Annotated in this window: 21 protein-coding genes and 1 pseudogene; 20 read left to right on the forward strand and 2 right to left on the reverse strand. The window is 38.7% G+C overall.

Going from position 1 to position 25,256, the window contains the following annotated elements:
* Positions 1–979, forward strand: a pseudogene (locus tag ABD014_RS03650) (U32 family peptidase); the annotation flags it as partial.
* Positions 980–1,177: 198 nt separating this feature from the next.
* Complete coding sequence (locus tag ABD014_RS03655; RefSeq protein WP_343857591.1) at positions 1,178–1,405, forward strand: sulfurtransferase TusA family protein; 228 nt, start codon at positions 1,178–1,180, stop codon at positions 1,403–1,405.
* 118 nt (positions 1,406–1,523) lie between these two features.
* On the opposite strand, the gene ABD014_RS03660 is transcribed toward ABD014_RS03655, so the two are convergent.
* Positions 1,524–2,411 (reverse strand): LysR family transcriptional regulator, encoded by an 888-nt coding sequence (locus ABD014_RS03660; RefSeq protein WP_343857593.1) that lies wholly within the window; start codon positions 2,409–2,411, stop codon positions 1,524–1,526.
* 172 nt (positions 2,412–2,583) lie between these two features.
* On the opposite strand from ABD014_RS03660, the gene ABD014_RS03665 reads away from it, so the two are divergent.
* The 6 genes from ABD014_RS03665 to galU all read left to right on the forward strand — a co-directional run bounded on the left by ABD014_RS03665 (position 2,584) and on the right by galU (position 7,064).
* Positions 2,584–3,273, forward strand: coding sequence for a YeeE/YedE thiosulfate transporter family protein (locus ABD014_RS03665; RefSeq protein ID WP_343857595.1), 690 nt, complete (start codon positions 2,584–2,586; stop codon positions 3,271–3,273).
* Positions 3,274–3,447: 174 nt separating this feature from the next.
* Positions 3,448–3,675, forward strand: coding sequence for a sulfurtransferase TusA family protein (locus tag ABD014_RS03670; RefSeq protein ID WP_127003148.1), 228 nt, complete (start codon positions 3,448–3,450; stop codon positions 3,673–3,675).
* Positions 3,676–3,710: 35 nt separating this feature from the next.
* Entirely contained in the window at positions 3,711–4,259 is a 549-nt protein-coding gene (locus tag ABD014_RS03675) for a YeeE/YedE thiosulfate transporter family protein (protein WP_193556407.1), read from the forward strand.
* A gap of 81 nt (positions 4,260–4,340) precedes the next feature.
* Positions 4,341–5,564, forward strand: coding sequence for an FAD-dependent oxidoreductase (locus ABD014_RS03680; protein ID WP_343857600.1), 1,224 nt, complete (start codon positions 4,341–4,343; stop codon positions 5,562–5,564).
* Between the two features lie 265 nt (positions 5,565–5,829).
* On the forward strand, positions 5,830–6,024 hold the full coding sequence (locus tag ABD014_RS03685) for a hypothetical protein (protein WP_343857603.1): 195 nt from the start codon (positions 5,830–5,832) through the stop codon (positions 6,022–6,024).
* A 155-nt stretch (positions 6,025–6,179) separates the two neighbouring features.
* Positions 6,180–7,064, forward strand: a complete 885-nt coding sequence (galU, locus tag ABD014_RS03690; protein WP_343857605.1) for a UTP--glucose-1-phosphate uridylyltransferase GalU — start codon at positions 6,180–6,182, stop codon at positions 7,062–7,064.
* Between the two features lie 31 nt (positions 7,065–7,095).
* On the opposite strand, the gene ABD014_RS03695 is transcribed toward galU, so the two are convergent.
* On the reverse strand, positions 7,096–9,552 hold the full coding sequence (locus tag ABD014_RS03695; protein ID WP_343857607.1) for an O-antigen ligase family protein: 2,457 nt from the start codon (positions 9,550–9,552) through the stop codon (positions 7,096–7,098).
* Between the two features lie 126 nt (positions 9,553–9,678).
* Between ABD014_RS03695 and ABD014_RS03700 the strand changes: the two genes are divergently transcribed.
* From ABD014_RS03700 to rfbD, 12 genes are all read left to right on the forward strand, one after another.
* Positions 9,679–10,455, forward strand: coding sequence for an ABC transporter permease (locus ABD014_RS03700; RefSeq protein ID WP_343857609.1), 777 nt, complete (start codon positions 9,679–9,681; stop codon positions 10,453–10,455).
* 18 nt (positions 10,456–10,473) lie between these two features.
* Complete coding sequence (locus ABD014_RS03705; protein WP_343857611.1) at positions 10,474–11,214, forward strand: ABC transporter ATP-binding protein; 741 nt, start codon at positions 10,474–10,476, stop codon at positions 11,212–11,214.
* Positions 11,215–11,244: 30 nt separating this feature from the next.
* Positions 11,245–13,251 carry an HAD-IA family hydrolase gene (locus tag ABD014_RS03710; RefSeq protein WP_343857613.1) on the forward strand — a complete coding sequence of 669 codons (2,007 nt, stop codon included), beginning with the start codon at positions 11,245–11,247 and terminating at the stop codon, positions 13,249–13,251.
* 49 nt (positions 13,252–13,300) lie between these two features.
* A complete protein-coding gene (locus tag ABD014_RS03715) occupies positions 13,301–16,423 on the forward strand; it encodes an HAD-IA family hydrolase (protein WP_343857615.1) in 3,123 nt (1,040 codons plus the stop codon).
* 36 nt (positions 16,424–16,459) lie between these two features.
* Complete coding sequence (locus tag ABD014_RS03720) at positions 16,460–17,827, forward strand: class I SAM-dependent methyltransferase (protein WP_343857618.1); 1,368 nt, start codon at positions 16,460–16,462, stop codon at positions 17,825–17,827.
* A 14-nt stretch (positions 17,828–17,841) separates the two neighbouring features.
* Positions 17,842–19,557 carry a polysialyltransferase family glycosyltransferase gene (locus ABD014_RS03725; RefSeq protein WP_343857621.1) on the forward strand — a complete coding sequence of 572 codons (1,716 nt, stop codon included), beginning with the start codon at positions 17,842–17,844 and terminating at the stop codon, positions 19,555–19,557.
* Between the two features lie 35 nt (positions 19,558–19,592).
* The gene (locus tag ABD014_RS03730; RefSeq protein WP_343857624.1) at positions 19,593–20,243 is read left to right on the forward strand and encodes an acylneuraminate cytidylyltransferase family protein; all 651 of its coding nucleotides are present in this window, start codon (positions 19,593–19,595) and stop codon (positions 20,241–20,243) included.
* 10 nt (positions 20,244–20,253) lie between these two features.
* Positions 20,254–21,867, forward strand: a complete 1,614-nt coding sequence (locus tag ABD014_RS03735) for an aldolase catalytic domain-containing protein (protein WP_343857627.1) — start codon at positions 20,254–20,256, stop codon at positions 21,865–21,867.
* Positions 21,868–21,940: 73 nt separating this feature from the next.
* Entirely contained in the window at positions 21,941–22,684 is a 744-nt protein-coding gene (locus ABD014_RS03740; protein ID WP_343857629.1) for a sugar phosphate nucleotidyltransferase, read from the forward strand.
* 43 nt (positions 22,685–22,727) lie between these two features.
* Positions 22,728–23,276 (forward strand): dTDP-4-dehydrorhamnose 3,5-epimerase, encoded by a 549-nt coding sequence (gene rfbC, locus ABD014_RS03745; RefSeq protein ID WP_343857631.1) that lies wholly within the window; start codon positions 22,728–22,730, stop codon positions 23,274–23,276.
* A gap of 12 nt (positions 23,277–23,288) precedes the next feature.
* On the forward strand, positions 23,289–24,311 hold the full coding sequence (gene rfbB, locus ABD014_RS03750) for a dTDP-glucose 4,6-dehydratase (RefSeq protein ID WP_343857635.1): 1,023 nt from the start codon (positions 23,289–23,291) through the stop codon (positions 24,309–24,311).
* Positions 24,308–25,180 carry a dTDP-4-dehydrorhamnose reductase gene (rfbD, locus tag ABD014_RS03755; RefSeq protein ID WP_343857638.1) on the forward strand — a complete coding sequence of 291 codons (873 nt, stop codon included), beginning with the start codon at positions 24,308–24,310 and terminating at the stop codon, positions 25,178–25,180. Before rfbB ends, rfbD begins: the two co-directional genes overlap by 4 nt.
* The last annotated feature ends 76 nt before the right edge of the window (positions 25,181–25,256 follow it).

Here is a 25,256-nt window from a genome sequence, read left to right on the forward strand (position 1 = left end):
GGCTGACGCCGCCAGCGCTTCGCTGGGCGGCGCTGTAGGCGGCCCCGCGCGTGGCGAGGGGCCGCATGGCGCGGGCGCTGCTGCGGCTCGGCTGCAGCGCCGCGCGGTGGCCCGCGGTGAAGCGCAGCTCACCGCGTTGTGCCGCAGCCTGCCGCAGGTGCAGGCTGCGCTCGAGGCCGGCGTGGATATGATCTACGCCGACTTCGAGTTCATCAAGCAGTTCCCGGCAGCGGTGGATGCCGTTCGGGCCGCTGGCAAACGAATCGCGCTGGCAACGCCGCGCATCCACATGCCGGGCGAGAACGGCTATCATAACAACATCCTGCGTCTACAGCCGGACGCCGTTCTCGTGCGCAATACCGGTGCGCTCTATTACTACTTGCGTCGCCGCCAGGAGAACCCGGATGCGTTCCACCCGCAGCTGATCGGCGATTTCTCACTGAATATCGCCAATCACAAATCGGTGGAGCTGTTCCTGGAAGCGGGCTGCGACATCGTGACGCCGTCCTATGACTTGAACATCCAGCAGATGGTCGATCTGCTCGGCGAGTGCATGACCGATCAACTGGAGATCGTGATCCAACAACATCTACCGATGTTCCATACTGAGCATTGCGTATACTGTACCTTCCTGAGCGAAGGTACCAATTACACAAACTGCGGGCGTCCGTGCGAAGAGCATCGCGCCTCATTGCAGGACCGGATCGGCATGTCCCACCCCGTTCGTGTAGATGAAGGCTGTCGCAATACGGTCTATAACGCGATTGAGCAATCCGGTGCGGAATACTTGACCCACTTCCTTGAATTGGGCGTGTCCAAATACCGCGTAGAATTCCTGGAGGAGACGCCGGAGAAAGTCCATGAAGTTATCGATTTGTACAATCGTGCGCTTCGCGGAGAGATCAGCGGTACTCAAGTCTGGCGTACGCTGAAAGCGACGAACCAGCTTGGCGTCACTCGTGGCCAGTTAGTGAAATAAGACGGTTTATATTTAATCCCATTAAATTTTCATATATGCTGGTTCTCTAAGCTCCAACACCCCCTACTTAGTTATGATATAAGTAGGGGGCTGTTTTATTTATGTGACATATATTTGTGAATTAGTTCACAATATAGATGAAAGGCTCAAGCTATACTGGTCCTAACAAGGGAAGTACAGGAAAAGGGGAGCGTACCAATGGTGGAAATCGATTGTCTGGGAGAAATTTGCCCTGTTCCGGTCATGATGCTGAAGAAGCATCAGCAAGCCATTCGAAGCGGTGAGAAGGTGTTGCTCGTTACAGATCATAGCTGCGCGAGAAAGTCGATTACGGAATATTGCAATAAGGCCAATCTGCACTGCTCCATACAGGAAGTAATCAATGGCGTATGGGAGATCAGCATCGAAGCGAACTTGCCAGATTAAACATGGCCCTAACCCAATTGAATTTAATGCACGAGTAGAAGGATAGTAGCCATACATACTTAGCCTGACAGCTTCAAGTTGACCTGGATCAATTTGATATTTTGCGACACTGCTACCCTTAACACAAGGTATCAATCAAAGTCCGTTCAATATACTGGATCAACTGCTTCGTATCGCGGTTCGCTTTTTGATCATGCTTCTTAATCATATGAACCTCATTATGTACCTGGAAATCGCGAATATGGATCGCTTTGAGCTGCTTACTATAGAGCTCTTTTTTTATGGACATATAGGGCAGAAACGCCGCACCATGACCTTTGATTGCTGCCAGCTTCACGGCCTCAATCGAGTCAAGATTGTAGAGAATGTTCAATTTCGCATGATCGTCCATCAATGTCCGGGCCAGTGTGCGCTGGACGCAGCAGAGCTGTGTCGACCAGATTAAGGGATAACGGTGCAGATCTTCGATCCCAATCTCATCGGGGCTGGGCCTGGAACTGCTGGTTACGAGGATAACCTGATCGGAGAATACCAGATTGGAGCTGATCCCTGGATTGGAGGATGGCCCAGAGATGAATCCAATATCCCCTTCCTCAAGCAGAATATGCTCCTCAATTTGCGAGCTAAGCGCTTCATTTAATGAAATACGGCATTGAGGAAAGTGCCTCTTCACTTCGAATAAAGTGCAGGGCAGAGCATAGTTGCATACCTCGGGGATGGCATAAATCGATAGATGATACTCAGCAGGCTGCAATCGCTCGATCTCGGTAACCATATCTTCATACAGCTTGCAGATTTGAGTGGCATATTTCTGTGCGATCACCCCTGCCTCTGTGAGTTTGGCACCTTTATTGCTCCTCTGCAGCAGTTCTGTTCCTAGTGAAGTCTCCCAGGACTTTAATTGTTGACTGAGCGCGGATTGGGTAATATGCGACTTTTGCGCTGCTTTGGAGATGCTCTTGAGCATGGAAATATCAAGAAATAACTTAAGCGTTTCCAAATTCATTGAATATGCTCCTCCTGTTGTCAACCTTTGATCAAAGTATATCATACCTGTCTATGATCAATTTGCCATAAGAAAAACTTATGCAGTATCAAAAAAGCAGATGACCACGGGGTTAAAAAGAATGTTATTATTTTCACATAGTCAATTGACTAAATGTTGGAGGTGTTCACGAATGGGACAAAACGCTAGTCCCGCAACGAAATCCGCTCGTACCCGAGCACCTAGAAAACCTAAGAAGAGTCAGCTGCCCTTTGCTTTATTGGCTACGGCTCTCGTCATTGGATTTGGATTCTACCTGCATCATTACAATGACAAGATGGTTGTCTATCTGTTGTTTGGGCTTGCATTTGGCGTGATTTTGCAAAGATCGAGATTTTGCTTCACCGCTTCAATGAGAGACCCGTGGATTACGGGGAGTACATCTGTCACAAGAGCTGTATTAATCGCCTGCTCCATTGCTACTATCGGCTTCACTGCGATCAAATACGCTGCATTCACAGGAGGAAATCCAATCCCCGGCATGGATAATGTTGGTCAGATCAGTCTGGCCTTGGTCGTTGGTGCGGTTATCTTCGGAATCGGGATGGTTATTGCCGGCGGTTGTGCTTCTGGTACGCTGATGCGGGTTGGGGAAGGCTTTACGATGCAAATGCTCGCTTTGCTGTTCTTTGTAATCGGTTCGCTATGGGGAGCGCATGATATGGGCTGGTGGCGAGCACATGTCATCAAGGATGCGCCATCCGTATTCCTGCCAGATGTATTTGGCTGGTTGGGTGCTCTGCTCGTTCAGTTCCTGATTATTCTGTTACTCTATATCGCTTCTGTTAAATGGCAGGAGAAGAAGATGGGCAGTGCGGAGTAATGGTTAAGATGGGGAAGTACCGAAGGCTTCATGATCAAGTATTACTTTTTCAATATAAAGTGAAATATTTCACAATAATTCAACATTCGACTTGTAACTATACCTCTATCTGAAGGTACGAATTGAAGAAATGATCATAAGTATCACAAAAATAAATTAAAGGTGGTTGTCAAAATGGCAGAATTTACTTTGGATTGTATGGGAGAAGCTTGTCCGGTTCCTTTGATGAGAACAGAGAAGAAGATGGCAGAATTGAAGGTTGGCGATGTGCTAGTCGTATCGATCGACCATAGCTGCGCAATGAAGAATGTACCGGAGTGGGCCAGAAAGCAGGGTCATAACGTTGAGATCGAAGAAATCGATGATGGAGAATGGGAAATCGTTATTGAGAAGGCCAAATAGGGCTGTGGGATGATAAAAGGGATGGTGATTGAACGGTGAATGCATTTTGGTTAAAAATATCATCTAACCGCTTTTATAAGAAGTTATTGAAGGAGCCGTTTACTTACGTCACCGGAGCTGTGCTGCTCGGCGTGTTCGCAACTGCTCACCTCGCCGTGTTCTCTAAAGGCTGGGGTGTCACGAGTGCATTTGCGGATTGGGGCGCCTGGCTGTATCAGCTTGTGGGAGGCAATGTCGATAACTGGGCGTATTTCAGCTCGGAGAAGGCGCAGAAGACGCTGTCTAGCGGATTTATGAACGATGGCGGTTCGATCCGCAACTTAGGGATTATTCTCGGGGCGCTATTGGCTACGCTGTTCGCTTCTGAATTCAAGCTGAAGAAGATCCGCTCGATGAAGCAGGTATTCGCTGCTATTCTTGGCGGCTTGCTGATGGGATATGGGGCAAGACTTGCGAACGGCTGTAATATCGGGGCATTATTTACTTCGATTTCCTCGCTCTCGCTGTCCGGCTGGATTTTCTGGGTGTTCTTGTTCATAGGTGCGCTTATCGGTGGTAAATTATTGGCTAAATTTTTCATGTAAGAGCGAGTACATGGGTTATCGGGCTGACGGAAGTCAGCCTGTTTCTTTGAACATCATCATTTGTAATGGAGGCTAAGGCATATGGAGAAGAGAACGGAACAGTATGATGTCGTCATTATCGGCGGCGGGGCAGCGGGACTAACAGCGGGAATCTACTGTGGGCGGGCCCGGCTTAAGACGTTGATTCTGGAGAAGACGCTGGTTGGCGGTCTTGCCACTTATACGAATGAGATCGAGAACTACCCCGGCTTTCCTGAGGGAACTACAGGTACGGAACTGATGGGCTTATTTCATAAGCAAGCGAAGAAATTCGGTGTCGACTTCAAAATGACGGATGTTAAAGCGGTATCGCTGGGCGGTGAGATGAAGGTCGTGGAGACTTTCCGCATCCGTTACGAATGTAGAGCCGTGATCGTCGCTAGCGGCGGGAAGCCAAGACTGACTGGGGCAAAGAATGAGGAGAAGTACTTATACGATAAAGGAATCTCCTTCTGTGCGACTTGTGATGCGGCAGCCAATACGGGGAAGACAGTCATGGTCATCGGCAGCGGGGATGCTGCGATTGAGGAAGGAATCTTCCTGACCAAGTTCGCCGATAAAGTCATCGTCTCCGTTATGCATGATCCTGGCAAAATGGACTGCAATGAGATTGCCCGGAACCAGGCGCTCGACAATCCGAAGATGGAGTTCATGTGGAATACGATGGTGGACTCTTTTGAGGGAGAGGAACGTCTGGAGACGGTTGTATTGAAAAATTCAAAAACCGGCGAACTGCAGCCTGTAAAAGTCGATACCTGCTTCTTGTTCATTGGATATATTCCGAATACGGAAATTTTGTCCGGCGTGCTGGAGCTGAATCGGAACGGGTATGTGCTTGTGAATGAGAAAATGGAGACGAATATTCCTGGCGTGTTCGCAGCAGGGGATGTCTGCGATAAATTCCTTAAGCAGGTGGCCACAGCGGTTGGGGACGGAGCAATCGCCGGCTACGGAGTAGAGAAATATATATCCGAATGTGAGGTATACGAGAATCAGATTCAGAACCACGGCAAGCCTTCGGTCGTCTATTTATGGAATGCTACGGAGCCGTCCTGCCGCGAGCTGCTGCCTCTGATCGAGAAGTTCGAGCAAGCCCATGCCGCAGAGCTGAGGGTGACCAAGGTGGACGTATATAAATCACCTGGACTTGCCGCCAGACTGGGCGTGGACAGCGTCCCGGCTATTGCTTACTTCAATGAGGGGAAAATGAAAAAAGTGATTACCGGAAGTATCAACGAAGCACAGTTGAATGATCTTCTGTCCTAAGAGACGAATCGTATAGAGAAGAGAAGGGCACGAGCCGGAAGGGTTCGTGTTCTTTTATATGAGGAAGTATTTGCTAGGGAGACGGTTGTTTTTCCGCCGTAGACAGACAAATCTCAAATATGTACACTGTGTGAAAACAAATCGTAAAGCACCGATAAAGGCTAGTTATCAGTAATCAAAAAAAGATGAATATGATATAATGAAAGCGTAGCCAAAGCAATGGGCTCAGTACATGGCTAGCCTATTTTGTAGGAGGGTGAATGTGATGTTGGAAGGATTCCTCGAGATGCAATCGTTGGTAACAAAGGCTCATGGACGCATTGAGGCAGACGGCGATCAGCAGTACCATAAAATTGAGTACGGGGTCGAACGCCATCTTCATACACCGGAACCGTGGGACCGCGACGCAAGACATGAGGAAGAATCTCAGCGCTTCACAATACGCAAATTCTGGTTTTAAATGCTCTATACTTAATTCAGGTAGATTACCACTTATACAGCTGCTTCCGCTGACATGAATTTATGCCACGGAGGTGGCTTTTTTTATCTGTATTCTTTCTGAACTGTGATATAATGGCAGCATGTTGGAGTTAGAGGAAAGGAAGATAGGGTTAGATGAAGATTCGGAAAGCGATCATACCTGCAGCGGGTCTGGGAACGAGATTCCTCCCGGTGACCAAGGCGATGCCGAAGGAAATGCTGCCGATTGTAGACAAGCCTACGATTCAGTATATTGTAGAAGAAGCAGTAGCCTCTGGGATTGAGGATATTATTATCGTGACGGGGAAAGGGAAACGGGCAATCGAGGATCACTTCGATAATTCCTTCGAACTGGAATATAACTTAAGCGAGAAGAAGAAATGGGATCTGCTTGAAGAAGTCCGCAAGTCTTCAGAGATGGCTGATATCCATTATATTCGCCAGAAAGAGCCGAAGGGCCTGGGACATGCGATCTGGTGTGCACGTAAATTTATCGGCGACGAGCCGTTCGCTGTACTGCTTGGCGATGATATCGTTGAATCCGAGGTTCCGTGCTTGAAGCAGATGATCGATGTGTTTGATTATGAACGGGCTTCAGTGGTCGGCGTTCAGCCGGTTCCTTGGGAGGAAGTGTCCAGATATGGAGTGGTCGATGCTTCAGAGCTTCGGGAACGCGTCTATCTGGCCAACCAATTGGTAGAGAAGCCGGCTGCCGATAAGGCACCGTCCAACCTGGCGATCATGGGCAGATACATACTGACCCCGAAAATATTCGAAATCCTTGGAGAACAGCAGGTTGGGGTCAATGGAGAAATCCAACTGACAGATGCCATCTCCAAGCTTGGGGAATACGAACGGATCGTAGCTTATAATTTCGAGGGAACCCGTCATGATGTCGGTGAAAAGCTCGGCTTCATTAAGACGACGCTCCATTATGCTCTGGAGAACCAGGAGCTGCGTGAGGATTTATTAGCTTATATGAAACAGATTGTAGAAGATAAAAAAATCGGCCTCTCTTAGGAGAGACCGATTTTTGCTTTGGTGTGTAATTTTAGAAGTTGAGCGCGGCCAATTGGCTAATTTGATCCTTCATAGATGGATCGATCTGAATTAATTTGTCATAGACCGCTGGATCATTCTGTCCGGATTTTTGCAATGCAGCCAGATACCAACGGGCTATTTCCTGGCTAGTGGAGTCGCCGAGATCCTCCTTAATACCTGCTTTCAGAATCGGAGCCGCCGCTTCAGGCTGGCCCAGCATGTACTGCATTTTACCGGCATTTAGCGACATCGTCTGAGTTACCTCGAACGGATTCCCTTGCATCTGCCCCTCCGGCAGTGTCTTAAGATGCTCGACCCCATCTACGACATGATGGTAAGCAATCAGCCCATCATGGAAGTATTTATCCTTCAGAGCCACGTCCTGCGAGCCTAATGCCTGATAACCCAATTCAAAGGATTGATTGATTAGTTCCTCATACCAATTCATATCCCATGCGTAACGGCCAGCGTTTTCCTTAAGCACATTATAGGCTTTATCGGTCTCCCCCTTTAGTTTATAGAGGGCCATGAGCTTGGCGTACATGTTTTTGTCGAAAGGCTCTTTTTTCAAAGCGTTGGTAAGAAGATTATATTCCTCATTATAGAAAGCATCTTCTTTCGTTTGTTCGTAGCCAGCTTGGAGCAAGACGCTCATGTTAAGGATAGCATTAGGATGACCACTGCGTTTCTTCAGCGCGTCATCTAGCGGCGCCTTGATCTCCTGGTAATCACCACTGGTTTGCATTAACGTCTGCCCTTTGACAATGGCATTGTTAGCTTGAATATAGCGGATCGAGGTGAAGATCAGGAAGATGGAGGCGATCACCATAACAGTACTGTATATGCCGCGCATCGATGAAGCCTTCAGCTTCACTCGATCTGTTGAGTGATTATCCATAGTTGCCGCCATACCACCCAGACCGATGAATACGAGCACTCCTATAAAGACATAACTCATATTGAAGTCCATCAAGCTGTGAATCAGAATCGAAAATACAATAATAAAGTAGATAAAGTATGAATCTCGCTTTTGCTCTTCCGAGCGGATATAGCCGCGAATATATTTATAGAAAATAAAGATTAAAAACCCTAGCATAATGATGAAGCCAAGGATACCGACTTCTACTAGATATTGCATGATGAAGCTATGTGCCTGACGGCTGGTGTACGGGTTGTTCTGGTATTTCTCGTAAATGGAAGCCCATGAACCGCCGCCTGCACCGATCACTGGGTAATCCTTGAGAACCTTTACAGCATCTTTATAGAAAGTGAAGCGTTCTAATACACTGTGCTGCTGCAGGTTGATGTTCTCCAGACGTTCGCCGATATTACCCGGCAGCACATGCTTCAGGTTCGTTCCTAGGAACAGAGCAACGATCACCGCAACTGCTGCAAGGGAACCGACAGGCAACCATAGATTACCGAGCTTTTTGGATGCCCATTTGTCAGTAGATCTCTCGAGTGCTGGTGCTACAAAACGCTGAATCAGGCAAGCTATTACTGCTAAAATGATAGAGGCCGCAAGGACGTAGAACCATCCTTTGGCTGGATCATTAATTTGACCGTTGTGAAACTGCTGCCCCAGATCGGTAACAGGCTTAGCAATTAACAAGGTTCCCAGACCAGCAATGATGCAATACAGAATCCACAGGAGCTGCTTAGCCGGCTTCAAGAACAGAAGCAGTATGATGAATACGACCGGCAGGAAGACCAGTCCCCCGCGCGACAGGGTGAGCAGAATCGATAGGGCCATCGGCACGAGCATAAAGGCGTGAATAGCCTGAACCCACCATCTCTTAGAGCGTGTAATCGCAAATATAGCTACGAACAAGAAGGCCATTAGGAATGCGGCGTATGTATTCGGATACTGGAACACCGAGGCCAGCCGTGGACCGTTAGAATCGATCCAAATCGCTTGATTATATTGCCCGTCGATGACGGTTGGCGTAAACCAGCCGACAATCGCCGACACCGTTCTGCCTTGGCCAAGCCAGTTGAACAGGCCGAACATGACAATGATGTAAGCAACGGTGATGATCGACGTCTCGATCGCTGTGTTAGCTTGATTATTTTGCATTAAATAAAGAGCAATGATAAACATAAATGCGTACAGGCATTGAATCAATACAGCATTCACTGCGAAATATTGCGAAGCCGCTGAGATCAACGCAAGCATATACGTAATGGGAATAAGCAGTACCGCGACCGCAGTCCAATCCCTCTGATCATCTAGCTTCATCGTTTTAAAATAGGAACAGACCCATACGATCATCAGCAAGCTGCCGATCAGAACGGCCCAAAGAATCGGTTTCTCAAAATTAAGAACAAGTCCATTGAACAATCCGGCCTGGAAAGGGGACCACACCAGAAACAGAATTAAACCAACCAACAACACCCAAACCGCCGCAGACAAATTTCCCCCTTTTCTCGACTGCGCAGTCTTTTTCCCGTATACTGGATTCGACACGTATTTTTCTCCTTTGCTAGTAGATACGGGTATAATTTTAGCATAATAAGAGGTAAGGAGCTAGAATAGAGAAATGATATAACTGGTATCATTGAAAAAATTTAAACTTAGTAAGAGGCTGATTTTATGAAAACTCAAATAAGTAACTTCTTTAAATATCGAGACCTACTTATTGAACTTATTGTAAAAGACATAAAAATAAAATATAGAAATTCGTATTTAGGTGTTTTATGGAGCTTATTAAATCCGCTTTTAATGGTAATTGTGCTGTCTATTGTCTTTTCAACTCTTTTTAAACATGATATTGCGAATTATCCTTTGTATCTCTTAACAGGAAGGTTAGTTTACTCTTACTTTGCTGAAGCAACCAACTTCGCTATGGATTCTATTATTGTTAATAGTCAGCTTATCAAAAAAGTATATGTTCCCAAGTATTTCTTTCCAATATCGAGAGTAATTTCATCTTTTGTAACATCTTTAATTTCGTTGATTCCTGTTGTTGGAGTAATGATATTTACGGGTGTAAGCTTCTCACTTTATAATTTACTTTTTTTTATACCAATGTTGATTCTTATGTTTATATCAATGGGGATCGGGTTGATCTTATCAACTGTAACTGTATTTTTTCGAGATTTGAAGCATTTTTATTCAATTTTATTAACTATAGTTATGTATATGACGCCTATTTTCTACCCAGCTAATATAATTCCAGATAAATACCGAGTACTAATTGAATTTAATCCGCTTTTTCCAGTCTTATCTATGTTTAGAGACGTATTAATTTATCAACAAAGATTTAATTACTTTGATTTGATCGTATCATTTGCATATGCTGTCTTTTTTGTAGTAGCGGGAATGATTATGTTCTATAAAAAGCAAGATCGTTTTATTTTTTATTTATAAATAAGAAGGAAGAAATATATGACGATATCAATTGATGTAAAAAATGTTTCAATGAAGTATAGGCTTAATAGTGAGAAAGTGGACTCACTTAAACAATATTTTGTAAAGCGTTCGAAAAAAGAAATAAAGTATAAAGAGTTTATTGCACTGTCTGATATTAATTTTTCAGTACAAAGAGGAGAAGTATTTGGGATTATTGGTATGAATGGTGCAGGGAAGAGTACTTTATTGAAAATCATTGCAGGAATTATAAAACCTAGTGAGGGAAATGTTTATAGATATGGGTCAGTAGCACCATTAATTGAACTAGGAGGTGGATTTAATGGGGAACTGACCGGTATAGAAAATATTTACCTTAATGGTTTATTGTTAGGGCACTCCCGAAAGCTAATTTCAAGTAAGCTAGAGGAAATCTCCTCGTTCTCAGAACTAGGTGAGTTTCTACATGTTCCTCTGAAAAATTATTCATCAGGAATGAAAGCCCGCCTAGGTTTTTCTATTGCAACAGTGGTAGAGCCAGATATTTTAATTGTTGATGAGGCTTTATCAGTTGGCGATATCCAATTTAAGACTAAGAGTGAGCGAAAGATAATGAATATGATTGACTCAGGAACTACAGTATTGTTTGTATCCCATTCATTAGAACAAGTCCAAAAGTTATGTAAACGAGTTATGTGGTTGGATAAAGGCAGAATTCAAGAAATAGGTCTTTCTGCGGAGGTATGTAAGAACTTTAAAAATGCTAAGAGTATCAAATAACTACTTGAATATTTGAAGGGTGAAATGCTCTTGAACTACGATTTGATTAAAGAATTTGAAGATTTATGTTGTCTTATTGAGGAATGTGATGTTATATCGTTCGATATCTACGATACAGCTTTATTACGGAATGTTCTTTTTCCTACAGATATATTTGATATTGTAAGTTTAAAAAGTAATATAAAAGATTTTAAGAAAATTAGAACTTTGGCCGAAGAAAAAGCTAGAAGACTGACTGAACATGAAGATATTACATTAGATGAAATTTATCAAATTATTAGCGAAAACCTAGGAGCTGATGTAAGTGGTAATCTTAAAAGGATAGAACTTGAAGTGGAGGAGGAATTTACCAAGGCAAATGAATTTATTCTTAGCTTGTTTAATTTTGCAAAATCACGTCAAAAAAAAATCATGTTTTTGTCAGATATGTATTTACCAGATGCATTTATTTTACGGATTCTCGCAAAAAATGGATATAATGATGCGTTTCAAGTTTTTATTTCTGGACAGATAAAAAAAACGAAATGCACTAGTGGAATGTTTAAATACGTAAGTGACAAAATGGACATAGGTTGTAACGGTAATTGGTTACATATTGGCGATAATATCAATTCGGATTATAAAAATGCTAAAGAGTGCGGGTTGAAAGCATATTATTATAAAAGTATTAGAGAACGATCCGAGATAAAAGAAGGAAAGTATTCGATAGAGATGTCCATTATGAAGGCCCTTCAAATCAATTATTGTCAAACTAAAAATAGATTAGGCTATTGGCAGAAATTTGGGGTTATGTTTGTATCGTCAATATACTTTGGATTTACTACTTGGTTAGCAAATAATTTAGAGGGAGAGGATAATGTATTTTTTTTGTCCCGTGATGGGTACCTCCCATATAAGCTTTATAAAAAAATAATAAAGCATAAGGCAGGTTTACCCAAGCCAACGTATTTATTTGCTTCTAGAAGAGCTTATCAAATACCCGTACTCTCATCAATGAACAAACAGGATCTACTTGATGTATTAACCACTAGCAATACTAGCTTAGGTCAGCAATTAACATTAGAAGAGATATTTCGCAACTTAGGTTTAGAACAAGCAAAGTACTTTGAAGTAATTAAAAAAAATGGATTTGAAAATTATGAAGAGATAATTAATAGTGAGAAGAAAAGAAAAAAAGTAAAAAGAGTATTAGAGTTGGTCTTTAATGATATTGAAAGCACCTTGGGCTACGAAAGGAATATGCTTAAAGAATATTTGAATCAACAAGGTGTATTTGATTCTCATAAAATAAATATTGTTGATGTTGGTTGGAGAGGGTCAACTCATAAAGCCATTCAAGAAATTACAGGTATTCCAGTGGAAGGATATTATTTTGGAACATCATATAATGTCCATGATGATATTAAGGATGCGGTAAACGGATATGCATTCAATTTAAGTAAACCTAGCACGGTATCAAAGAAAGTAATGGATAATGTGATGATGTTTGAATTTATTTTTTCAGCATCACACGGAACTTTGATTGGTTTCATTGAAGAGGATCAACAGATTAAGCCCATACTAAAAAATGAAAATAGTAACTACTCTAAGTATTTGAAGCAGATTCATTCTACTTCCTTAGATATAGCTGATCAATATATAGAATATTTTGAATATCTCCAACGAATAAAAGTAGAAGATGTCTTGTCTGATTATTTTGAATTTATAGAAGAAAAAAAATACAAAGATCTTATAGAATTCAGTCAATTAAGCGCTGATGTAGGGATTGGCGATACTATGGCTCATCAAGATTATGTTTCAATTGTATCAATTGAAGAATACTCCAAGAATAAATTAGAGGTTTTGGAAAAGGCAAATAGAAACTTATGGAAAGGTGCTCTGATTGTTAGAGGAAGCTCTGAGGAATTTAAAAAAGGCTCTTTTTCTTTTAAGGGGATTCTTTTCTTTATAAATAATTTACTCCCAAAAGAGAAAATTTTTAAAGCACTCAGAAACCCGCGTAAATTGTTTCATTATATTATAAAAAGAATCACTTAGAATACTTAATTCAAATATATTAATAATGTAATAAAGAGGTGCGGAAGAATTGAAAATATCGGAAAACCATATAATATCAGTAATTGTACCAATATATAATACGGAACAATATTTAGAAAGATGTCTTGAGAGCATTGTTAATCAAACTTATTCCCATTTGGAGATAATTTGTGTAAATGATGCTTCTCCAGGAGATGCACGAAACATTGTTTCAACATTTATGGAGAAGGATTCTAGAATAAAATATATTGAGCATCAAAAAAACAAAGGGTTATTTGCTGCAAGAGTTACTGGTTCGGAACAAGCTACTGGGGAGTATATAGCTTTTGTTGATAGCGATGATTATATTTCGATAGATTTTTATAGACTTCTTTTGGATAAAGCAATCGTAGAAAATGCTGATATCGTAGAGGGGAGGATTATAAGAGAACAGGAGGACAAACAAAAGTTCATTCAGCATTTTAATAATATATTATTAGAAGAGCTGACAGGAGATACTATAAAAGAAGAATTCTTTTCCCAAGAGGGTTTGTTCTACCATTGGCATGTTGTATGGAATAAAATTTATTCAAAAAAGTTATGGGATAAATGCCTCCCCTACTTTAAAAAGCAAACTAAGCACCTGATTATGACAGAAGACTTAGTTTTTTCTTCGTTACTTTTTTATAATGCTACCAAATACTGTTCGATAAAGTATGACGGTTATTTTTATTATGTTCGAGCAGAAGCCGCCACTGGATCAAATGCCGACATTAATAAATTCTTGAAGGCAATTTCCGATATGGCCATTGCCTTTGATTTTGTGAATTTGTATTTACAAAACAGTGGAGAAAATGAGAATTATATTAATAATTTGATTAATTGGAAGAGGAGTTATTTTAGGTTATGGGCATCAAGGATTGAAACATCTTCATTTTCCTATTCAAATAAAAAGCGCGTGTTAAATGAATTAAAGCAACAATTTCGTTTTGAGGGTATAAAACAGGTCAGGTCAGAGGATTATTTCCATTCTATTATGAATATACCTTGGGATCCCGATTATGAAGAGTTAAAACAACAGATTTCCTGTAATAATATAGAATGCATAAGTTTTGATATTTTTGATACTCTAGTTGTAAGACCATTTTATGACCCGAGTGATTTATTTTATTTATTAGATGATTATTTTCATGAGATTTGTCCAGATTGTCGTTTCGTAGAATTTTCCAAATTAAGGATTGAAGCCGAGAAACTAGCTAGGGAACAAAACGGTTTTAGGAATCCATCCTGGCAAGATGTAAATTTGGATGAAATCTATATGCAACTTAATAATGAATATGAATTTCCAATTGAAGTGTTAAATAAATTAAAAGCAAAAGAAATAGAATTAGAAATTAAGTTTATATCTAAAAGAGATAGTGTATATGAGTTATACAAATTAGCTAGACATCTTAAGAAAAAAATTATTTTTGTATCTGATATGTACCTATCTAAGAGTAGTATAGAAAGAATTCTAAAAGAAGCAGGTTATTCCTATTACGATAAATTATATGTATCATCTGAAACACGATTGCTAAAACATACAGGAGATATGTTTAAATATGTTATAAATGATTTAGGTATTATGCCTAATAAAATTTTACACATCGGAGATAATTGGAATTCCGATATATTAAAGGCGAAAGAGAATGGGTGGAACACCTTCTTTTTTGCAAAAACAATCGATCTTTTAAAAAATAATTTATCAAATAAACACAGCGGAAATAGCATGAAATTTTTTTTGGAAGGGAATCCAAGTAAATGGAGTAGCTATGAAAAACTAGATTATATGGGAACCCGCTGCATGCTAGCTGTTGTTGCAAATAAATTATTTGACAATCCATTTATCTCCTTTTGCGCCGAATCAGATTTTAATTCTGATCCTTATTTCATTGGATATTATGCACTTGGAATGCATACATTTGGATTAAGTAAATGGATACTAGAAGACGCCAATAAGAAAGGAATAGATAAAATCCATTTTATTGCTCGAGATGGTTATTTACCGTATCAAGTATATAAAATAATAACAAGCTATCAAGATACTACTCCAACTGCAGATTATATATATGCCTCAAGGAAATCATTATTACCTTATTTATTAACAACTAAAAATATATATGGATTAGAGTCATTTGTTTCTATCTTCGCGCATTCGCCTAAGAGTATTCTAGAAATGTTAAAAGATTATTTAAAAGACGATATGGATTTAGAAGTCATTGAAAAAAAAGGGATTATACTAACAAAGAAATTCAATTCCCAATATGAATTTAAAAAGTTTATTGATATCTTAATACAATACGGAATAGATTATGAAAAAGTAGAAAACTATAAAGAGATACTACTGCAATATTATAACTCAAGGATTGGTTCTAATGATGCTACCTTCGATTTAGGGTATTCTGCTCGACTACAGACAATCATTGTGAATATTATTCAAAGAAGGTGTGATACATATTTCGTTCATACCAATAAAGAAACTCCTTGGCGCTATTCACATAGAAATAATTTTGAAATAAATTCATTTTATGAATTTAAACCCAATATTAGTGGAATACTTAGAGAACACTTATTCGCGGAGCTAGGACCATCTTGTATTGGTTTCGAGAAATCCGAAAGTAGTGGAGACATTAATCCGGTATTTGAAGAATATTGTGATAACCCAATAAATAAGCTCATAGTCTCAACGTTACAAAAAGGTACGATTGATTTTACGCAGGATATAATGCAATTATTTAATGAGCATTATGATATTCTTAAATTACGAAATAATGAGGTGTCAGTACCACTCGAATGCTTCCTTCATTTTTCTAATTCTGTTGATAGAATGATATTTAAGCATTCAAGTGCGGATGATACTGTTCATAGCGCGAATGATAAAAATAGCGTTCTTGGATGGTGGAATACAGAAACAAGTCGTTTAAAAATAAATGCGTCTGGAACTATACTTACTTCAACTAATAATATTAATGAAATTGATTTCTTATTTAACCGAAGTAAGTTTGTTAAGGCTTGCTTTTATGCATTGTTTGACCGTAATACTTTAAAAAGTAAAGTGAAAGCGAGATATTCGAATAAGCCGATAATTTTAAAGCCATTATCTGTCACTTATCGTTCAATGAGAAAAATAAAACGAATATTCAAACCCGTTTGAGCATAGCAATTCTCTAAATAGAAAGGAGGTTACCGTGTGGGGTATTTTAATCATTATAGTAAGTGGCATAATCACAAAGATCCACAGTACGTTGAGTATATGAAAAAGAAATTTTCTAGGATATTTGAAGGATACCTTCCAGTATCAAAAGATGCTGCAATTTTAGAAATAGGATGCTCAAATGGAATGGCACTTATTACTTTGAGAGATATGGGATACAATAATATATTAGGGATTGAATTAGATCAGGAACTCGTAAGTATTACCAGGAAACTTGATTTGGTGGTAAAAAACGAGAATGCTATGGAGTACGTAAAGTTAACAGATAAAAAGTTCGATTTTATATATATGTTTGATGTATTAGAGCATTTTGATGTTAGTGAGATTCCGAATTTTTTGGAAAACTTATATCGAATACTCAATGATAATGGAGTCCTATTGATTATAACTCCTAATGCAACCTCGCCAGCTGGTTCTTATTTTAGATATATAGATTGGACTCATGAAACATCATTTACGCCTACTAGTATATCTTACTTAGTTGAAGAGGCAGGATTCAAAAAAATATTAATTACGGATGAGAGTCTTATAGAAAAACCTCGGAGAATTGATTATGAATATGAGGAATCCTTTATTTCTGATCAAGAGCGATCTGATCGTGCCCGATTTTATGAATCATTTGCACGCTGGGAAATGACTAGTATGTTTGGTTCCGATACTTATAACTTATTGGTTACACCAAATATGAAAGTTGTTGCATGTAAATGTAATCTTGAGAAAATAGATTTACAAGTTGTTCCTTCAAGTGATGGAATTTTTGATTTTTACAACTGGGTAGAGCAAGTTGAAGATTATAATCAAAAGTTTATTGAATTTGAGCGTAAAATGTTGAAGCATTCAGAAAATAAATTGAATGAGCTTAATGAGAATATTTCATGTATAGAATTTAGTATTGAAAAAGGTGAGGAGAACATTGAGTTGCTTTCTTTCGATTATCTCCTGGTGAAGAATCAGTTGGAGAAACTTCAAGAAGAAGTTGCACAAGTTATACTTGATAAAGAAAAGAGAAATAATATTATTCTTTCTATTTTTAAAAAGAGTATGATAAAAAAACATAGAAGTTTATGGTGGAGAATTTATTTTAAAATTAAATCTCCCAAGTTCATTAATATAGTCAAAAACTCTGAATTATTTGATGAAGAATATTATTTGGAAAATTATTCCGATGTAGCATTATCAGGTATGAGTCCGATTTATCACTATCTAGTATATGGTGCTTATGAAGGTAGAAATCCTTCGGAACACTTTGATACGGATAAGTTTATTCTTGATAATCCTGAGATATTGTTGTATAACATAAACCCTTTAATTTACAAAATAGAAAAAATAAAAAATCCTAGATAAGAAGGAATTTATAAATGGGGAAAAGTTACACCTCTATTAAACTTAATTCAGACCGCTATAAAGAAAAATTTAGAAATTTAATAAAAAGGACTGGAATAAATATTTCAATTAAAATTAAAAGCGTTAAGCCCAAAAAAAGTGGGCAAACAAAGAAAGTAGTCGTATACCATGCTATGACTGCCTATCATTTTCTGGAATGTGTTGTTGATAAGATGAAAAACAATAAAAAAAGTACGGGGATATTTCTTATATCGAAGTATGTGTCTACTATTTATCCTGAGTATAAAGATTTATTAAGGAAAGAAATATTTGATTATATTCTTATATATGATATACGGGAGTTGTTAGATGCAAATTCTATATCTAGTTGCGAACAAAAAATCATAAAATATTTTGATGAACTTTTCTATAAAACAAATATTGCTATTGAAGAATGTAGCGAGATTCATATTATGGGTGCACATCATGGTTTTGGTAGCTATGTCTGTATGAAAAATAAACCTTTCTTTTTTTATGAAGAGGCAGCAGGGCTTCTAAGCAATTTTTCTGGAATAACAGGATATGAGAAACAACGTAATCCTATTAATTATAGCGTTACAAAGAGTTTTGGTTTATTTAATGGTGATAATGATTTAATAATCGAAAAAAGATGTGTCTTAGATTCACAAGTTCCTGATTTTATTGATGAGAAAGCTAGAAATTATGAAGTTGTTAGTGAAATCTCAAATTTATCTAAACAAGACACGAATTATTTGATAGATTTTTTTAATGCGCCTAAAAATATACCATTTAGTGAAAATAATCTACTAGTTCTAGGACAACAATTATTTCATAATGGAGTACATTTAAATAATGCTGATACAATTTTAACTTATCAATTATTAATAGATTATTATTCGAAGAAACAGAAAATAATTTTCAAGCCTCATCCTGCTGATAAAAGTGAATATGAAAATTATTTTGATAATCTCTTTGTAATAAGAACCAAATTTCCATCGGAGTTACTTCCTTTTCTACCAGGCGCTAATTATCAAGAAGCAATCACTATTAACTCAACTGCTATTAATAACTTAAAGAATCATGTTGATAATATAAGATCAATTGGTTATTATTTCATGGATTTCAAGTCTATAATTCACCGATGCTGTGCAGCATTTGAAATAATAAAAATGTTTCGAGTTGCTAACACGAAACTTTTTCATTTTGGTATAAACAATGAACAAATTATTAATTTTGCCGGTTCTTATACTGAAAGTAATGATTATATGAGCCGTTGGCTTCCTATAAACTCTATTCCGAATAATAGTATTTCAATAATAAATAATATCGATTGGGATAAAGGCGATTCTGGAAAGCACCTATTAAATAGCATGAGAAAAATGGATGATACAGGAATGCTAATTTTCATAAATCAGAATAATGATTACTGTTTTTTTGATATTAATGATATAGAGTCGATGAATTATATTGTACCTGTTGTGATCTCTAAGAAGAAATTAAAAAGTAATACTCTTGCAAAAATAAATGATGAGGTAATTTATGTCTTCTGTAAAAGTGAAGAAAAACGAAAGAGAATACAAGAAATGTATTTTGAAAAAACTTTGGGTCAAACAGGAATCAAAATAATGGTAAGCCCTATTTCAGATGAAAAGTTGGAGTATAGAAAGCTAGAAGCAAGGATCGGAGCTAATGAATTTAAGTTGAGAGAATTATTAAAGAATGATAATTAATGATCAAAAAACATTATTAACAAGGGAGTATTAGCATGCCTAAAGTTGTTTCATTTGTACCAATTAAATTGAATAATGAACGTCTGCCTAATAAAAATATCAAAAAGTTTACCAACGGAAATCCACTTATTTATTATATATTGGATACTTTATTAAAAGTTAGAAATTCAGACGAAATATATGTTTATTGTAGTAATGAAGAAATTTTAAAGTATATTCATGATCCATCAATAAAATTTCTGAAAAGAAAAGAATATTTAGATAGTTCTTCAATTAGTTTTAATGAGGTATTATCTTCATTTGCCAGAGATGTAAACGCAGATATATATGTTTTGTCTCACGCTACTTCACCATTCTTAAAACCGAGTAGTATAGAGCTAGGAATCGAAAAAGTAATGGATGGTTATGATTCCGCATTAGGAGTTAAAAAAGTTCAAGAGTTTTTATGGAGAGACGGACAGCCTTTGAATTACGACTTGAATAATATTCCGCGCACGCAAGATTTACCTGGAATTTACGCAGAAACTTGTGGGATGTATATATACAATAGAGATTTGATAATTAATAGAAATCGTAGAGTAGGTGAAAAACCTTTTTTTGTGGAATTATCCAAATTAGAGAGTATCGACATCAATGATAAGGAAGATTTTATTGTTGCAGATGCTTTGTTTAATTCAATCAATTAGGAGGATTCAAATGACTAGTAAGTTACGAATTCTTGATTGTACGCTTAGGGATGGTGGGTACATTAATGATTGGCAATTTGGTAATCAAAATATTAAGGATGTTCTCTCTAGCCTTACAAAAGCGAATATAGATATTATTGAGTGTGGGTTTCTAGAGGATTCAGTCTACAATCAAGAGAGAAGCTTTTATAGTGATGTTGATCAGATTGAGAAGTTACTTCCAAATGAGCGGGGAGACACTGAGTATGTTGCTATGGCTAGATTTGGATTTTTAGATATTAACAATCTTAAAGACTATGATGGGAAATCTATAAATGGAATTCGCGTCACTTTTCATGAAGATGAAGCTGAAGAGGCTATCAATTACTGTGAAAAAATTCAAGAGAAGGGATATAAAGTTTATGTCCAACCTGTAGGTACGACAAGCTATACAGATAATACACTTTTGAAAATTATAGAGGTTGCTAATCGAATAAAACCCTATGCATTTTATATTGTGGATACACTTGGATTAATGAAAAGAAATGATTTACTACGTATGTTTTATCTCATTGATAATAATCTAGATAAAGATATTATTATAGGATTTCACTCTCATAATAACTTGCAACTATCGTTTTCAAATGCCCAGGAATTGGTGGACATCCATACTCGAAGGACTATTTTAATTGATTCTTCTGTATATGGGATGGGAAGAGGAGCAGGAAATTTAAATACTGAACTAATAGCTCAGCATTTGAATCACACTAAGGATAAAAATTATAGGATAGATTATCTTTTGGAAATTATAGATGATACTATAAATAGGCTATTGGAAAATTATTCATGGGGATATACTGTACCGTATTACCTGGCAGCCATCAATAATTGCCATCCGAACTATGCTACATATTTGATGGATCGTAAAACTCTAACTGTAAAATCGATTAGTAGTATTTTAAATAATATTACACAAGATAAAAGAGAATTATATGATGGGGAATATATATCTGAGCTATACACTCAATATCAGAAGCATCATATTTATGATTCGGAGGATCTACTCGAACTGAAAAATATACTTAAAGATCGGGAGATACTAATCTTAGCTCCAGGGAATAGTATTAAAAGGAACTTAAATCGAATTGAACAATTTATCAATAGAAATAATCCTATCGTTATTTCTATTAATTTTGATGGTGGTTATATATCGCCAAATTATTGCTTCTTTAGCAATGATAAAAGATATCAAAAATACATTAATTTGTATAGAAATAAAAAAAGAGAGTTTAGGACTATATTCACATCGAATGTAAAGACGGCTAATAATTTCGATTATAGAGTTAATTATAGTGATTATTTAAATTCGCAACCATTAGTTAATGATAATGCGACATTAATGTTGATATCACTTTTATACAAATTAGAAGTTAAAGTGATTAATATTGCAGGGTTTGATGGTTTTCACCCTAATACTCCTGAAAATTATGTTGGAAATGAACTCGAGACTAATTTGGAAGAAGAAACATTATTAGAAATGAATCGTCAAATATCAATTGTTGTAGAAGAATTTAGTAGTAAAATGAACTTATCATTTTTGACTGAATCGTTATATCGTGAATCAAGAGTTTTAATCAATAGATGACGAAATTGTAATTTAGTAAGAGATATTTGCTCTGTATTGGACAGAGCTTTTTTATAAAAAAGAGGGGAAACTTATGAAAGCCATCATTCTCTCAGGCGGGACAGGCTCCCGCCTTTACCCTTTAACAAAAGTCACCAACAAACATCTCCTTCCCGTTGGAAAATATCCTATGATTTTTCACCCCGTCTATAAATTAAAGCAGGCGGGGTTAACTGACTTACTCATTATCACTGGTAAGGAGCATATGGGCGACGTTGTAAGTTTGCTTGGCAGCGGTAGTGATTTAGGTGTTTCTTTCACATATAAAGTCCAAGACGAAGCTGGTGGAATTGCGCAAGCACTTGGTTTAGCCGAACAATTTGTAGGCGAAGATCAAATGGTCGTTATTCTTGGTGATAACGTCTTTGCTGATGATATTTCGCCGTACGTTTCAAATTTCCGCGATCAGCAGAAGGGTGCAAAAATATTAATTCAGCAGGTTGCGGATCCGAAGCGGTTTGGTGTGCCTGAACTTCAGGGAGACAGAATTATATCCATAGAAGAGAAGCCGCAGCAGCCGAAGTCAAATTATGCGGTAACCGGAATTTATATGTTCGATCATAGTGTTTTTGAGATTATAAAGACATTACAGCCATCTGCCCGGGGCGAATTGGAAATCACGGATGTTAATAATGCATATATTGAACGAGGAGAGCTTACGTATGATGTACTTCAAGGCTGGTGGACAGATGCAGGTACTCATGCTTCCTTGGCAAGGGCCAATGAGCTAGCGCGCGATATTACATTTGGTGAAGAATTCGGAAATCTCAAACTTTAATCGTGAGTTTATTAGAACGATTAATTAGGGAGGATGTATAGCTATGAAGTTATCACCATTAAAGCTGAATGGTGCTGCTATTCTCGAACCGGTGGTACATGGTGATCACCGGGGTTTTTTTATGGAGAGCTATAATGAGCAGGTAATGGAGCAGTTAGGTGTGAAATATGATTTTATTCAGGACAATCAGTCGCTATCCGCTGAACCCGGAGTTCTGAGAGGACTTCACTATCAATTGAACCCGAAGGCACAAACGAAGTTAATTCGCGTGTTAACCGGGGCGATATATGATGTGGTCCTGGATATCAGAAAGGGTTCGCCTACGTTTGGACAATGGGTTGGGGTTATTCTTAGTGAATACAACAAAAGACAGCTTCTTGTCCCCAAAGGATTTGCCCACGGCTTCTGTACCTTGACTCCGAACACCCAAGTTTTATATAAAGTGGACGAATACTATTCGCCGGAGAATGATCGCGGCATATTATGGAATGATCCGGCGCTTGACATAGATTGGCCCGTAAGTGAGCCATTGCTCTCGGACAAGGACCGGAAGCACCCAACCTTGGCGAATGCAGAACTGAACTTTGATTAGGAGGTTTCACCAATGAAACTGCTCGTGACCGGCGGGGCCGGATTTATCGGCAGCAACTTTGTTTTATATATGCTGAAGAAGTATCATGATTACCAAATCGTGAACGTAGATGCACTGACCTATGCGGGTAATCTAGAGAATCTGAAATCAATAGAGAACAATCCCAACCATGTTTTCGTAAAAGCAGATATTCGTGATACAGCGAAGATGGATGAGTTGATGGGTCAAGGCATTGATGTTGTTGTCAATTTTGCAGCAGAGTCTCATGTTGACCGTAGTATTATGGAACCGGATGTATTCGTGAAGACGAATGTTCTAGGTACACAGGTATTGCTGGATGCAGCAAAAAAACATGGTATTAGCAAGTTCGTACAGGTTTCGACAGATGAAGTATACGGTACTTTGGGAGAGACGGGATTATTTAGCGAGACGACTCCGCTTGCCCCTAATAGCCCTTATTCTGCCAGTAAAGCAGGGGGTGACTTGTTAGTTCGCGCTTATCACGAGACCTTTGGGTTGCCTGTGAATATTACACGTTGCTCCAATAACTATGGACCTTATCAATTTCCAGAAAAGCTGATTCCGCTGATGATTTCTAAAGCGTTGGCGGATGAGCCGCTCCCGATTTACGGTGATGGTCTTAATATTCGGGACTGGTTATACGTCGAAGATCATTGCAGTGCGATTGATCTTGTTATTCACCAAGGTCGAGTAGGAGAAGTATATAACATTGGCGGTAATAATGAACGGACTAATCTTTATATCGTCCAAACCATTCTGGAGGAGCTTGGGAAATCGGAGTCGTTGATTAACTATGTACAGGACCGTCCTGGACATGACCGTAGGTACGGTATTGATCCTACGAAGACGATGACTGAACTTGGTTGGAAGCCGGAGCATTCCTTTGAGACAGGAATTCATGAGACCATTAAGTGGTATCTGGACAATAAAGAATGGTGGACGCGCATCCAGTCTGGAGCGTATCAGGAGTACTATGCCAAGCAGTACGGGTCAAGGCTAGGGGATCGGGCATGAAGGTTCTGGTCACTGGAGCAGCAGGGCAGTTAGGACGGGATGTAGTAACGCTGTTTGAGCAGCAATCTTTTGCAGTGCTTCCTTGCGACCGTAAGTCTTTGGATATTACGGATTCTGATGCTTGTCTGAGACGAGTTGAAGAGTTTAGACCCGATGTAATTATCCATTGTGCAGCCTATACGGCTGTGGATCAAGCGGAATCGGATGTAGATCAGGCTTATCAAGTGAATGCTGTAGGGACGAGAAATCTAGTAGTCGCTGCTGAGAAAGTTGGCGCGAAGTTTTGCTATATTAGTACGGATTATGTCTTTGATGGACAGTCTACCAACGGCTATCATGAATTTGATAACACTAACCCTCAGAGTATCTATGGAAAATCTAAACGTGCTGGAGAACTGCTTGTCCAGAGCCTGTCTTCAGCTTACTTTATTGTACGGACCTCATGGGTTTATGGACTTCATGGCAACAATTTTGTGAAAACAATGCTACGGCTGGGGCAAGATAAATCCATACTTAATGTGGTGAATGATCAGAAGGGCTCTCCAACCTATACGGTAGATTTAGCGGGCTTTTTGGTTGATCTAGTACAAACAGAGAAATACGGAGTTTATCATGCATCTAATTCTGGAGAATGTACGTGGTATGAATTTGCGAAGGCGATCTTTGAGGAGGCTAATTCTCAGGGCGGATCTTATAATGTTCAGGTCAATCCGTGCACAACAGAGGAGTTCCCGCGTCCTGCACCTCGCCCTGCCAATTCAGTGATGGAGCATCTTAGCATACGGACTAATGGGTTCCGGGATTTACGGCATTGGCGGGAAGGACTTAAGGGATTTTTAGAAGAATACCTCGTTAACAGTTCAGATTGATGATCTATCTTTGCATAGAATGAATATATAGGCTTTGTTATAATGTAATTAGTCGATTAAGAGCACTATTATTAAA

This window comes from Paenibacillus motobuensis, assembly GCF_039521865.1.
In the GTDB taxonomy this organism is placed as follows: domain Bacteria; phylum Bacillota; class Bacilli; order Paenibacillales; family Paenibacillaceae; genus Fontibacillus; species Fontibacillus motobuensis.